This window comes from Fusobacterium ulcerans, from assembly GCF_003019675.1.
Lineage (GTDB): Bacteria > Fusobacteriota > Fusobacteriia > Fusobacteriales > Fusobacteriaceae > Fusobacterium_A > Fusobacterium_A ulcerans.
In genome coordinates, this window is the sequence record NZ_CP028105.1 from 154,630 (window position 1) to 168,972 (window position 14,343).

10 protein-coding genes and 1 riboswitch are annotated in these 14,343 nt (G+C 29.9%); of the genes, 3 read left to right on the top strand and 7 right to left on the bottom strand.

The window, feature by feature from the left end:
• Nucleotides 1-5: 5 nt before the first annotated feature.
• Entirely contained in the window at nucleotides 6-647 is a 642-nt protein-coding gene (locus C4N20_RS00785; protein ID WP_005981885.1) for a lysophospholipid acyltransferase family protein, read from the bottom strand.
• Between the two features lie 641 nt (nucleotides 648-1,288).
• Between C4N20_RS00785 and C4N20_RS00790 the strand changes: the two genes are divergently transcribed.
• Nucleotides 1,289-2,245, top strand: coding sequence for a hypothetical protein (locus C4N20_RS00790; protein WP_005981884.1), 957 nt, complete (start codon nucleotides 1,289-1,291; stop codon nucleotides 2,243-2,245).
• Between the two features lie 152 nt (nucleotides 2,246-2,397).
• Here the strand turns inward: C4N20_RS00790 and carB are convergent, their stop codons facing one another.
• Nucleotides 2,398-5,604, bottom strand: a complete 3,207-nt coding sequence (gene carB, locus C4N20_RS00795) for a carbamoyl-phosphate synthase large subunit (RefSeq protein ID WP_005981883.1) — start codon at nucleotides 5,602-5,604, stop codon at nucleotides 2,398-2,400.
• Between the two features lie 9 nt (nucleotides 5,605-5,613).
• The gene (locus C4N20_RS00800; RefSeq protein WP_005981882.1) at nucleotides 5,614-6,717 is read right to left on the bottom strand and encodes a carbamoyl phosphate synthase small subunit; all 1,104 of its coding nucleotides are present in this window, start codon (nucleotides 6,715-6,717) and stop codon (nucleotides 5,614-5,616) included.
• Nucleotides 6,718-7,090: 373 nt separating this feature from the next.
• On the opposite strand from C4N20_RS00800, the gene C4N20_RS00805 reads away from it, so the two are divergent.
• Entirely contained in the window at nucleotides 7,091-8,296 is a 1,206-nt protein-coding gene (locus C4N20_RS00805) for a M20 family metallopeptidase (RefSeq protein WP_005981880.1), read from the top strand.
• Nucleotides 8,297-8,430: 134 nt separating this feature from the next.
• Nucleotides 8,431-8,605, top strand: a riboswitch (Lysine riboswitch).
• Between the two features lie 141 nt (nucleotides 8,606-8,746).
• Complete coding sequence (locus C4N20_RS00810; protein WP_005981878.1) at nucleotides 8,747-10,153, top strand: YfcC family protein; 1,407 nt, start codon at nucleotides 8,747-8,749, stop codon at nucleotides 10,151-10,153.
• Nucleotides 10,154-10,272: 119 nt separating this feature from the next.
• On the opposite strand, the gene C4N20_RS00815 is transcribed toward C4N20_RS00810, so the two are convergent.
• The 4 genes from C4N20_RS00815 to C4N20_RS00830 form a co-directional block, all read right to left on the bottom strand.
• On the bottom strand, nucleotides 10,273-11,085 hold the full coding sequence (locus C4N20_RS00815) for a hypothetical protein (RefSeq protein WP_005981876.1): 813 nt from the start codon (nucleotides 11,083-11,085) through the stop codon (nucleotides 10,273-10,275).
• A gap of 555 nt (nucleotides 11,086-11,640) precedes the next feature.
• Nucleotides 11,641-12,765 (bottom strand): patatin-like phospholipase family protein, encoded by a 1,125-nt coding sequence (locus tag C4N20_RS00820; RefSeq protein ID WP_005981874.1) that lies wholly within the window; start codon nucleotides 12,763-12,765, stop codon nucleotides 11,641-11,643.
• Between the two features lie 28 nt (nucleotides 12,766-12,793).
• A complete protein-coding gene (locus tag C4N20_RS00825; RefSeq protein ID WP_040490883.1) occupies nucleotides 12,794-13,771 on the bottom strand; it encodes an AGE family epimerase/isomerase in 978 nt (325 codons plus the stop codon).
• 241 nt (nucleotides 13,772-14,012) lie between these two features.
• Nucleotides 14,013-14,243, bottom strand: coding sequence for a hypothetical protein (locus C4N20_RS00830; protein WP_008695801.1), 231 nt, complete (start codon nucleotides 14,241-14,243; stop codon nucleotides 14,013-14,015).
• Nucleotides 14,244-14,343: the final 100 nt, after the last annotated feature.

Genomic DNA, 14,343 nt, shown 5'->3' on the forward strand with positions numbered 1-14,343 from the left:
TCTCACTAAAAATATTTTTCAGCTTCTTTATCTAATTCATTTAATTTATTTTTTAATATTTCACAGTATTCCTCTACATTTGCATCTTTAGGTATATCTATTGGATCTCCCATTAAAAATACCATTGTTGTAAAAGGTTTGGGAAATTGAAATTTATCCCAAGCTTTATTAAATGTCCATTTACTCTTATAGGCCCCTCCCAGGGGAACCATCCGCATACTTCCTTTTTGAGCTAAATAAATCATTCCGGGCTTCACCTCATATATAGGTCCCTTAGGTCCATCTACTGGAGTCCCTATACTATATCCCTTTTTCATCAGTTTAATAAGAGATATCAAACTGGATGTTGAGTTTTTATCTGAAGAACCTCTTACCATATGAAATCCCATTTTTTCCAAAGGCACAGAAATAAGCTCGCCATCTTTTGAAGGACTGGCAAGCACTGCTCTCTTTTCTATATAATCAAGACAAAGAGTTGGAGCTACAAGTTTATTATGCCAAAATGCAAAAACATAACTCTCTTCATTTTCTTTGACTTTATCATTCTTTATTATTTTTATATTTAATGTTTTTCCTACTATTCTCAGTATGTAATAAAGAATTAATCCATACCTACGATATTTAACTGCCTCTCTTTCCCTGCTCATGTCAATTCTCCTCAAGTCAATTATAGTATCTATTAATTATAACATTATTCATTTTTAAAGTAAATGTAAAACTGCTAAAACCTTATACAGTTCTATTATCAAAAATTTTCAAATAAAAAAATCATCTTATATTTTATATCATTTATAAAATAATTTATTTTTTCTTTAGAAAATTTAAAACTTAATATTTTTTCTATTGTATATAATTATATTTTAAGAGATGTTATAAATCAACTGTTTTCTATAAAAACTTTATCTCAGATTAATCACATATAAAATATTTTTATTTAAAATTAAAATATAAATAAAATTTTAAAAACTTAAAATCTACATTGGATCTCAGATTAACAATAAGTTATAAAATATTAAATTTAGTTTTTTATTTTTCCAACACAATAAAAGCATTAAACAATCATTTAACTATAATAGAATAATTTTGTATTTTTACGTTTTTAAACATTAATATCCTTAAAAATTACAATTTAGTTTTATCTGCTTGTTTTTTAAGAATATTTGAATTTGACAAAAACTGCAATATAAGATAAACTTATTTTGAAATATGGTTTTTATCACTCAATAAAAACTTATATCTCTCTACTTGAAATATTAAAATTATAAAATATTATATATAGGAGTTATTTATGAACCAATTAGAAAAAAGAGAATACTATGAAGAAGATGAGATAGATATCTATGAGTTAGTCGATATCATCATCAAAAGAAAAATTTTAGTTTTGGGGATTTTTATTATCTGTTCTTTGTTGGGATTAGGAGCTGCACTCTTTGTCAGAAGCCACAAAGAAAATACTTTGGCTTTAAAATTTAATATCAATTATTACAAACTTGAAAGTAATTATTTCTTTAAAAAGTCTGGATTGACTTTGAATAGAATAAATATAGATAACATTTTAATTACCAATAAATATGTTGATGAATTTTTCAAAATTGAAGAATTAAACACTCTTTATTTAGAAAAGATTAGCAAAGAAAATGAAAGTGATTATTCAAAATCTAAATTTTTAAACAATATTTTAAGAATAAATTATAATAAAGACAGTAATAGCTACACTGTATCAGTTACTATGAAAAAAAATCTTGAGCTTCAAAAAAATATTTTGAATAAATATATTGATATTGTAAAATCTATCAGCCATATACAAGTTGATGATGAAATAGAAAATAGATATGAATTTCTTGAAAAAGAAAATAAAGAATCAAGAGAAAAACTTAATATAATAGAAAATACTATTAAAGAACTTATTGAGAAAGAAAAGAATACTATAACAAAAGATACTAATATAAAAGACTTTATAGAATACACTAATCCTGTTCTAAATGTAGAAAAGGAAAAAGTAAGTGATTTATATAATCAAAGCTCTGAAATGCTTATTGGTTTAAATGGATTGACAAGAGATCCTAATATAAAAAATATAGTTTCTTTAGATTCTTCTGTCTATGAAATAGAAGCAAAAAGCAAAGCTAAAATGATTCTGGCAATAGGGGTATTATTCGGAATAGTACTGGGAATAATGAGTGCTTTCGTTGCTGAATTTATAGATAATTACAAGAAAAGATCAATTACTCTTATTAAAAAATAATACAAAAATTGAAATATAATGTACTGCATCTAAAATCTTAGAAATTAAGAAAGAAGGTGCAGTTTTTATATTCTCTTCCTTAAATTTTTTAATTCTAACATAATAGGCTATAGATAAAATAAATTATCTATAGCCTGCTGTTTTAACTAGAACTAAATTTTACTTACATCAAACACTTCTAGTTTTGCTTCATCTACGTGTCTGTCCTGCATTCTAAGAATAGCACTTATAGTATCAAGAGATGTTAATACTTCTACTCCATACTCTATTGCTGTCCTTCTCATTTTAAATCCATCTCTTTGAGCGTCATTTGCTTTTGTTGGTGTATTTATTAATAGATCTACTTCTCTATTTTTTAATACATCAGAGATATTTGGCGATGGCTCATCTATTTTATTTATTACTGTTGCCTCTACTCCATTTTCTGCTAGGAATTTTTGTGTTCCACTTGTTGCAAATAGAATTGATCCGTGCTCTACCAGACTTTTAGCAATTGGTAAAAACTCTGCTTTATCTTTGTCTCTGATAGTTACTAATATTTTTCTGTCTTTGATAAGATGTACTCTTTTTGCTCCAAGCAGTCCTTTATAGATAGCCTCATCTACATTATTTCCTACTCCCAGTACCTCTCCTGTTGATCTCATTTCTGGTCCTAATGATACCTCTACACTTGATAGTTTTTCTGTTGAGAATACTGGTACTTTTACTGCTACTACATTTGGCTTCTTGTAAATTCCTGTTCCATATGCCATATCTTTTAGTTTTTCTCCAAGCGCTACTCTTGTTGCTATTTCAATAACCGGCACTCCTGATACTTTTGAGATATATGGAACTGTTCTTGATGATCTTGGGTTTACCTCTATTACATACAGCTCATTTTCATAAGCGATAAACTGAATATTCATCATACCTTTTACTTCAAGAGCTTTTGCTATTTTATATGTTATTTCAAGAATCTTGTCCTCTGTTCCCTCATATAGATTCTGCTGAGGATAGATAGTGATTGAGTCTCCAGAGTGGATACCTGCTCTTTCCAAATGCTCCATTACTCCCGGAATAAGTACCTCTTCTCCATCACACACTGCATCTACTTCTAATTCGATTCCGTTTAGATATTTATCTATCAACACTGGATTTGATGGATCTCTGTCAAATGATGCTTCCAGATATTTTACTAGATTGTACTCGTCATGGCATATTTCCATTCCTTGTCCACCTAGTACATATGATGGTCTTACCAGCACTGGATAGTTTATTTCATTTGCTATTTCTATTCCATGCTCAATATCCCACACTGCTCTTCCTTTAGGCCTTTTTATATCCAGTTCTTCCATCATTTCTTCAAATCTTTCTCTGTCTTCTGCTTCGTCTATTTTGTCTGCACTTGTTCCTATTACTTTGATTCCTCTATCGCTCAAATCATTTGCTAATTTGATTGCTGTCTGTCCTCCAAATTGAAGTATTACTCCCTCTGGTTTCTCTTTTTCAAGGATATTCATTATATCTTCTGTTACTAATGGTTCAAAGTATAGTTTGTCTGCTGTTGAGAAGTCTGTTGAAACTGTCTCTGGGTTATTGTTTATTATGATGCTTTCTATTCCCAGTTTTTTCAATGTTTTTACTGCATGAACTGTACAATAGTCAAATTCTATTCCTTGTCCAATTCTTATCGGTCCTGATCCTATTACCACTATTTTTCTTCTGTTAGATACTTCTACTTCATCATATTGATCATATGTTGAGTAATAATATGAAGATGTTGCTTTAAATTCTCCAGCACAAGTGTCAACCATTTTATATACCGGCAATATATGAAGCTCTTTTCTCTTAGAAGTTATATCTTCTTCACTTATTTTCATAAGTTCAGCTATACCTTTATCTGAGAATCCTTTCTTTTTAAGCTTTCTTAAATAGATCTCATCTAAATCTCTAAGAGACATTCTTTTTACTATTTCTTCCTGTTTAACAATCCATTCAATTTTCTCCATGAAGAATTTATCTATTCCAGTAATTTTCTGTAATTTTTCTTTGATGTATCCTCTTCTAAGCATCTCTGCCACTATGAAGATTCTTTCATCATCTGGTTTTACAACTGCTGCTTTTAACTCTTCCATAGTCATTTTCTTAGCAACTGGATGTTCTAAATTGTATCTTCCTATTTCAAGTGATCTGATACCTTTCAGTAATGCTGCCTCAAAATTATTTCCTATTGCCATAACTTCCCCTGTTGCCATCATTTTTGTACCTAATCTTCTATTTGCTTTTTTGAATTTATCAAACGGCCATTTAGGTATTTTTACAACTATATAGTCAATTGTAGGATCAAAGCAGGCATAAGTAGTTTGAGTAGCCTCATTGATTATCTCATTAAGAGTATATCCCATAGCCAGCTTTGTTGATACTCTTGCAATAGGATATCCTGTTGCTTTAGAAGCTAGTGCTGATGATCTTGATACTCTTGGGTTGATCTCTATTATTGCATACTCAAATGATTTTGGATGAAGAGCAAATTGTACGTTACATCCTCCAATAACTCCAACTTCATTTACTATTTTTACAGCTGAAGCTCTCAGCATTCTGCACTCTTTATCAGATAAAGTCTGTGTAGGAGCAACAACTATTGAGTCTCCAGTATGAATTCCCACTGGATCCACATTCTCCATATTACATACAACTATTGTATTTCCATTTTTATCTCTTATTACTTCATACTCTATTTCTTTCCAACCATATATAGATTTTTCAAGAAGAACCTGTCCTACCATTGACAGAGCCAGCCCTTTCATAAGGATGTCTTCCAGTTCATTAGGGTCGTTTGCTATTCCTCCCCCAGTACCTCCCAATGTATAAGCAGGTCTTACTACTACTGGATAACCTATTTCTCTAGCTACTTCAAATCCTTCTTCCAAAGTTTCTACTATTTTACTTTGAATAATAGGCTCTCCAAGTTTATTCATAGTTTCTCTGAATATCTCTCTGTCTTCACCTTTTTTGATAGCTTCTACAGATGTTCCTATTACTTTTACTCCATATTTTTCAAGAATACCTTTTTCATGTAATTCTACCACCATGTTCAGACCTGTTTGTCCTCCCATTCCAGCGATTACAGAGTCTGGTTTTTCTTTAGCTATTACTTTCTCAACAAAGTCCAAAGTAATTGGCTCGATATATATTCTATCAGCTACTGCTTTATCTGTCATTATTGTTGCTGGGTTAGAGTTGATAAGCACAACTTCTATTCCCTCTTTTTTCAAAGTTTCACAAGCTTGAGTTCCTGAATAGTCAAACTCTGCTGCCTGTCCTATTATGATTGGTCCTGAACCTATAACTAATGTTTTCTTTATAGACTTATCTAACATTTTCCCCTCCTAATTCAGATGTGCTTCTTTTTTTTCACATTCTTTATCATTATTTTTTTCAACTATCCCTTTTTCAATTACAGCCATGAAATCAGTAAACACATTATTCAAATCTTCTCCAGAAAGATCCGGCATAAATTGAACTCCCATAGCAGCAAGAGAATCACATCTAAATCCTTCTATTGTTTTGTCATTAAGATTCATGTGAGTAGTTTCAGAAGCTCCACCTAGATTTTCTATTGAATATCCATGATTCTGATCTGTTATATATATTTTTTTTCTATTTAAATCTTCTACAGGGTGATTTACTCCTCTGTGTCCATTTTTCATTTTTGTTACACTTCCACCTAGAGCTAAATTCATTATTTGAGCTCCAAGAGATATTCCAAGCATTGGAACATTAGACAGTGTTCCTTTTACTTCCTTAATTATTTCCTTCATTTCGTTTGGATCTCCAGGACCACTTGAAATAATAAGACCATCAAGACTATGTCTCAATAATTCATTTGATGAAGTATTATAAGGGAATACAGATACAGCAAATCCCATTTTTTCCAATAGATCTAAAGTACTTCTTTTTACCCCTAAGTCTAATACACCTATTTTTAGTCCATTTCCGCCAATTTCAATTATACCTTTTCTGCTCACCTGCTCTACTGCATTTTCATATGAAAAATTATCAAATCTTTCTTTTAATTCTTTGTGTGTTAATTCTTTATCTGTAATAATAGCCTTCATCGAACCTTTATCTCTTATTATTTTAGTTAATTCTCTAGTATCTACACCTTTGAATCCAACTACATTATATTGACTTAAAAATCCTTCTAAAGTCATCTCACATCTAAAGTTATTTGGAAGTTTCGCATCTTCCTTTATAATAAATCCTTTTAGATGAATTTTGTCTGATTCCATATCCTCAAGATTTAATCCATAGTTCCCAACCATAGGATACGTCATAACAACTATCTTTCCATAAAGAGATGGATCTGTTAAAACCTCCTGATACCCAGTCATTCCAGTAGTAAAAACTATTTCCCCAGTTGTCTCTCCAAAATGTCCAAAAATTTTTCCATCAAAACTCATACCATTTTCTAGAATAAGCTTTCCTTTCATCTTACCTCCTCTAAAAAAAAAGATATAACTATAAAAGTTATATCTCTATAATATAAAAATTTAAATTGCAATCATAAAGTGTAAAATTAGAAAAAATTTTTCTTAAAAAAAAATTGAAAAATGAATTAAAAAAGTTTGGATCAAATATCTGTTTGTCAATAAGCATTGATATTTCTAACCTTTTCATTTCTTTCCTCCTAATTTTTACTAAGAAGTATTATAACGATTTTTCACTAATTTGTCAAGAAATTTCAAAATATATTTACTTCCTGAATATCTCTTTCAAATTAATTATATCAAATAATCAATTGACATGCTATATTTTTTGATGTAACATTTATAATTATTAAATAATATAAGTCTGGAGGGAAAAATGTTTAAATTAGAAGGTATTAAAAAAGAACTTTATGCTGTTGAAGACACTTGCAAAAAAGATATTGAAGCTGTTTGTGACTATATTTTTAAAAATCCCGAGCTTGGAGAAAAAGAATTTCTTTCTTCAAAATACCTTATAGACCTTTTAAAGAAAAATGGTTTTACTGTAGAAGAAAATTATTGCGAACTTCCTACGGCTTTCAGAGCTGAATATGGAGATAACAATGGACCTAGCATAGCTTTTCTTGCTGAGTATGATGCCCTTCCTGGATATGGACCTGATAAAGTTCCTGGACATGCTTGCGGACATAACTGGATAGCTGCTGGAACTTATGGAGCTGCTCTGGTTTTATCAAAATTTAAAAATAATTTCAAAGGTAAAGTAATTTTAATTGGAACTCCAGCTGAAGAGACTTTAGGTGGAAAAGTAAACATGGTTGAGCAAAATGCTTTTGATGATATTGATGTTGTTCTTCAAATGCATTTGGAAGCTAATAATAATCTTAGTTGTAAAACTCTGGCTATTGACTGCATAAAATTCCAGTTTACAGGTAAAGCTGCCCACGCTGCTGCTCATCCTGATGAAGGAATAAATGCTTTAGATGCTGTTCAGTTGATGTATAGCGGTATAAACTGCTTGAGACAGCATATAACTTCTGATTCAAGAATTCATGGTATTATCACAAGCGGAGGAGATGCCCCTAATACTGTTCCTGATTTTGCTGAATGTAAATTTCATATCAGATCAAATGACAGAGCTTATTTAAATACTCTTACTCAGAAAGTAATAAACTGTGCAAAAGGTGCAGAGTTTATGACAGGTGCTGTTTTGAAATATGAAAAGTATGAAAATTCATTTGATAATTTATTAAATCTTCCATCTCTACAGGATTTAATGAGAAAAAATCTTATAGAAGTTGGAGTAAGTAATTTTTTAGATGAGAAACATGGAGCCAGTGGTTCATCTGATATAGGAAATGTAAGTCAGGTCTGTCCTACTATGTATACAGAGTTAGCTCTTGATATTGATGAAGTATGCTTTGTTCATGATGAGGCATATTTAAAATATGTAAATTCAGAAGAAGCATATGATAAACTTCACAAATCTGTAAAAGCTATGACTGGAACTGCTTTGGAACTTTATTGTGAACCTGAATTATTAAAAGTTGTAAAAGAAGATTTTAAAAAATTAAAAAGAAGTTAATTTCTGGTTATTAAAGAATAACTATTGATTTTATTATGTCCATTTTTTATATTTATAAAAAAAATATAATTGATTCATTTATTATATTTTACTTTTTATGTATGTTGACGTATAATCAGCCTTATAAAATTAAAAAGAAAGATAGAGGCGCAGAAAACATCAGTAGGATCATTTAGTTTAGCAAACAGTGAGGTGATCTGAAAGGGAATTCTGCCGAAATGAAAAAGAATGCTGAAGCTTTTTTGTTGGGAGTATAGATAATATCTGTACTACTGTCATTGATTACTTCAATGGAGTGCTATCTGTGATTCTGATCTATGTGCATTTTTTGCTTTGCATATAATTAAGTTGTTTTGTCACAGTTTAGTGTTCTGAGCTGTGACTTTTTTATTTTATAAAAATATCAAAAACATGTTTTTATATATTAAAATTATCTTGAGGGAGGAAAAAATGTCAGAAAACACTACTAGAAGAAAACTTACAATACCACATACTTATGTGATAATTGGAATCATTCTTGTTATTTTAACTGTTTTAACTTATATCATACCAGCAGGTACTTACGAAAGGGCTGTAGATCCAGTTTTAAATAGAACTATGGTTGTTCAGGGATCATTCAAATATATTGAGCAGACTCCTGTATCTCCTTTCCATATGTTTATGGCAGTTGTAGAAGGGCTTGTTTCTACTGCTGATATCATATTCTTTATCTTTTTTGCTTATGGTTTTGTATATCTTTTGATAAAAACAGGAGCTTTTTATGGTTCTCTTGGTTCTCTTATCAAAAAATTTCATGGTAAAGAAACTATGATTTTCCCTATCTTCATGATAGTATTTGGAATCTGTGGATCTACTTTTGGTCTTTATGAAGAAACTTATGGTCTGCTTCCTGCATTCATGGGAATATCTGTAGCTCTAGGATATGATGCTCTAGTTGGAGGAGCAGCTGTTATCCTTGGTACAGCTACTGGATTTGCTGCTGCTACACTTAATCCTTTCACTATTGGAATAGCTCAAGGAATAGCTGAACTTCCAATAGGTTCTGGAATAGGATTGAGAATCATATGTTTTATAGTTTTTCAAGGAGCTGCTATTATCTATCTTATGCTTTATGCAAGAAAAGTAAGACGTCATCCTGAATTATCTATAGTTAAAGATGTTAAATTTAATTTTTCAAATGGTATGAATCGTGAAGAGATGGAAAAACTTCCATTCAATGGAAAACATAAACTTATCATGATGCTTTTTGTTGTAACAATAGTTTTGTTAGTATATGGTACAAGCCAGCTTGGATGGTATCTAAACGAACTTTCAACTCTGTTCTTTATTATGATGATGATAACTGGACTTGTTGGTGGATACAACTTCAGCCAGATTGCTTCTCTTTTTATAGAATCAGTTTCTGATGTTATCTTTGGAGCTTTGGCAGTTGGAGTAGCAAGATCACTTACTATAGTAATGGAAAACGGTCATATAATTGATACAATCATTAACTTTATGGCTAATACTCTTGCTACTATGCCAAAAACTGTTGCAGCTATTGGAATGGTTGTTGTACAAAACTTTATCAATTTCTTTATTCCATCTGGTTCAGGACAGGCAGCTACATCTATGCCTATCATGGCTCCTCTTGCAGATGCCATTGGACTTACAAGACAGACAGCTGTACTTGCATTCCAGTTTGGAGATGGATTCTCAAATATGTTCTGGCCTACATCAGCAGCCACTGTATGTGGACTTATGAGCCTTCCAATAGAGAAATGGTATAGATTTATTACACCATTATTTCTATTTATGTTCCTGCTGCAAGTTGTATTTATGGTTATAGCAGTGGCAATTAATTATGGACCTTTTTAATATTTAACATATATAAAGGGGCTGTCTATATGGCAGCCTTTTTAAGTTTAAAAATTTTTTAATAAAAAAATGTTGATACCCTTTTAGTATCAACACCAAGTATTATACAACTATATTTACTATTTTATTTTTGTTTTTAATTTTCTCTGATTATATTTCTTCGAAAATTCACACAGCATAACAGCAAAAATTCCTGCTACTATTCCAAAAATATTCATCATTAGAAATATTTTTAGAAAGTTATCCTTTTTATTCATTGACACATTATCTATTACTACCATATTTTCATATCCTTTTTGAAGTTTCAAACCTGTCAATGTTCTCATTTGTTCTAGACAAATTTCAATCGTTTTTCTTAACTCTTCTCTTCTTACAGTATCTGTACTTCTTGTCATTTCTCCAGAAAAATATTCGATATTTCCTGTTGCTTTTTTCTCCTCCACTGTAATCATTTCTTCCATTTTTTTTGATATATATTTATTAATTTCAAAAAATATTTTATCTTTTTCAGCGAATAATTTTTCTCCATCTTTACTTTCAAGAAAATAAATAGTGTTATTTTCTTTTTTTATATTTCTTATCTCTATAATATTAGAACCATAATTATATTGTTTTATATTCTGTATTATCGGAATTTCTTGCTGTAGAGCAGATTTTTTTATATATTTTGATATATTTTCCAAATCTAAACGTGGAAACAGAATCCCAGATTTTTGATATAGCTCATCATTTAAAACTCTTTCTTTGTCTATATGAAACTCTATCCTTAGTTCATCTTTTTTATTCCTATTCTGAGAATATGAAACTATTATACTTGCAATAAATACTACAACTACAATTGAAAAAAACATTTTCTTCCACTCTAAAAAAATATCTACTATCTCATATATATCTATTTCCTCTTCCATATCTTCAATTCTATCTTTGTTCATAAATTTCCCCTTATTTTTTAACTTTTATTTATTTTTAAAGACTAGCATTTGTTAATTTATTATCCCCTATCTGCATTATTTTTATGTATAAAAATAAATATCCACTGATTCAAATTCAATTAAAATATTCTTTATACTTGATAATAGTATATATAATAAAACTTAATTTTTTATTCTAATAAAAGTTCGCTTTTATATAAAAAAGAGAACTTTTCTGAAATAGAACAATATGCAGTTAATTTTTTGTTTTATTTTCACGAAATCTTTTAAGAATTAAAGGTATGATTCGCTTTAAAATTATATTATTTTTTTATTTCTTTGTCAACATAAATATATAAAGGAATATTTTTTTCTTTTATAAAACTTAGAATTTGAGAATTAAATATCAGTGTTCGTGTTATTATATAAAAGCGAACCGTTTTAACTTTACTATATTTTTGATTTTTATTCTTTTTTAAAATTAAAAACCCATGAATTTCAGAATATTAATTCTTAAAATTACATGGGCTTGATTTTTTAGGATAGCAGATATGAAATTATTCTTCTAAAATTAATTTATTTAAGTGTTGACTCATAAGAATAATATACACATTTAGCATTTTCATATCCGTGCCTTACTATTAAATCAAAATCTTTTTCACTAGGTTTGAATAAAGTTGTTGGATAGTTTTTCAATTTTTCGCTTTCCTCTTTACCTAAACATTCTTTTAAAAGTCTCTCTTTTACTTTTTCATCTATTATTCCTCTAGCAGTTATTTTTTCAGCTGAATTTCCAATTTTTACACACATACCTGATTTTTTATTAATTATAAAATCAACAAAATTTCTCAATCTTAATCCCGCAACCTGATCCATATCTATATCCACAAGTCTTTTTATATCTGTCAGCTTTCCAAATAAATTTTTACTTGGTTTTGTAAATTCCTCTGTTCCTGCTGAAGCATCACTTACAATACAGAAATTTATTCCCTTTCTGCATTCTCCACCATTATCTGGTTTGTATAGAGCTTCTATTCCAAGATTGTCATATACTCCTCCATCCCAAAGGTGAATTTTATCTGCTGGTAATTTTACCTCTTCTCCTTCATAATTTTTCCAGATATATTTATCAGTTTTTACTTCTGTCATTCCTATTAGTATGGGGAATCCAGCTGAAGCAGCTACTGCTTCTGCAATAGGAAAATTGCTGCCATCAAAATATCCTATTTTATAGTCTCCACATCTTTTTTGACTGAAACGGAAACATTTTCCAGTTTCAAAAGTTGTACAGTTTATATACCATGCTGGTTTTTCAGATAATTCTTTAATTATTCCATCCATTTTCCAGTATTTTTTCATAGTTTTAGCAAGAGATTCTGTCTTGCTTTCAAATAGTTTCTTTATATCCCATCCTTCAAGAGTTTTTCCAAAAGCTCCAAATGTTACATCTTTATCTAAAATCTTTTTCTTTATTTCAGGAAGTACTTTTTCAAGATATTCCTTGCTTGAAGGCCACTTCATATTATTTGATGAATAGACTAATCCAGCACAAATACTCCCACCAGATACTGTTGATACATGTTCAATATTTTCTAGAAGTTTCATTTCAGCCAGCCATTTTAATATTCCCAAATGAAAAAGAGTAGCTCTCATACCTCCCCCTGATAATGCAAGCCCTATTTTTATTTCTTTTTTATCCATATTTTTTTCCTCCCTTAATTAAGCAATATTAATGAAGTCCATTGTAAGTTACAATTGAAATACTATTTCCATCTGGCATAAACTCTATTTTTTCTCCCTTTTCTATTTTTACTATATTCCCAAAGAACATATATGGAGCTATTGTATAGTGTGATGCATTTTCCCATTCAGGAAGTGCATAATAAAGTTCAAATTCTTTATTTTTTATCTGACTGGCTGTCATATAACTGAATAAAACATGTTCAAAGCTATGCAATGATGTCTTCCAGTTATGTACTTTTGGATAATTTATTACTGGTTTATGAGTTTTCCCATCTACCATATGCCATATTTCTCCATATTCATGATCTACCATTTTATCCAGCCAGTAACGCTGTGTGTTATTTAAATAAGCATAATAAGAAGGATCATGAATAGCTAATATTTCACAAGCCTGATCCAGCTCTGCTAATATCCACCATTCTTTATCTATATCAATATTACCTTCAGAATCCAGACGACATGCCCAGCTTCCTTTTATAACATCAGAAATATTCTCCTCAACAAAAGCATCTTTTGATATTTTATCAATCTTCGGACGAGCAAAATCTATATAAAAAGGTTCACCTAACATTTCTCCTACTTTTTGTATTACCCAAAAAGTTTTTACTGAATGTCCAAAGTCTGTATGATCAGTCCCAAGGCATAAATTTGAAGTTTCTGTTTCTACTCCCCAAAAGAATTTATATCTTTCACTATAAAAATGAGTTATCAATATATCAGCTACTTTTTTCATGTCTTTCTTCCAAATATCTTTGTATGGCTGAGGCAGTGTTGGTGTAAGCATTACTATGTAAGCATAAAGCTGATCTAATTGAGCTACTATCTGCACTTCTGGATCTTTTGTATGTTTAGGATACCAAGTAAAATATCCACGCCCATCATCTAAATAGACACTAAATATATAATCTTTAAGCTGAATTATTTTATGAAGTACTCCAACATCATGAGTTAAGAAATAATACATTCCTAATCCTGTAATTCCATAAGCAAGGTCCTGACTAGTATGTTCATATCTCTCTGCTCCCCATTCTCCTGTTTCTATATTTTTTTAGTAAACATTCCGTAATTTCCATCTATTGCATCTATTAATGCTAAAGTACCTTTTCTGCATAATTTCAGATACTCAGGTTTCCCAGTCATATGAAAGGCTATACCATAGGCGTATGTCTGACGTGAATGTGCTCTTATAAAATTATATTCTGTTTCTATCCTTCAGTTATTTTATCTTTTAAAGCTTCTTTAAATTCTTCTGGCCATTCTTCTTGATTCTTCGAAAGAACTTCTCCTTTATTTGTACGATATGTTGGAAATAAATCATCTTTTAATTCTACAGCATCTGGAAGAGTCCAAAATTTCATTAAATCATTTTCTAAATGGTTAAGCCATACTTCTGGACCTAAAGCATTTTCTATTAACTCTTTTGTTTTTTCAGCCATTATTTTTCTCCTTTTAAAATATTATACTTCTACATGCTATTGTATTACTCTATTTCCATTTATTTGTCAATGCCTATAAAAAATAATCTTTGAATAATAT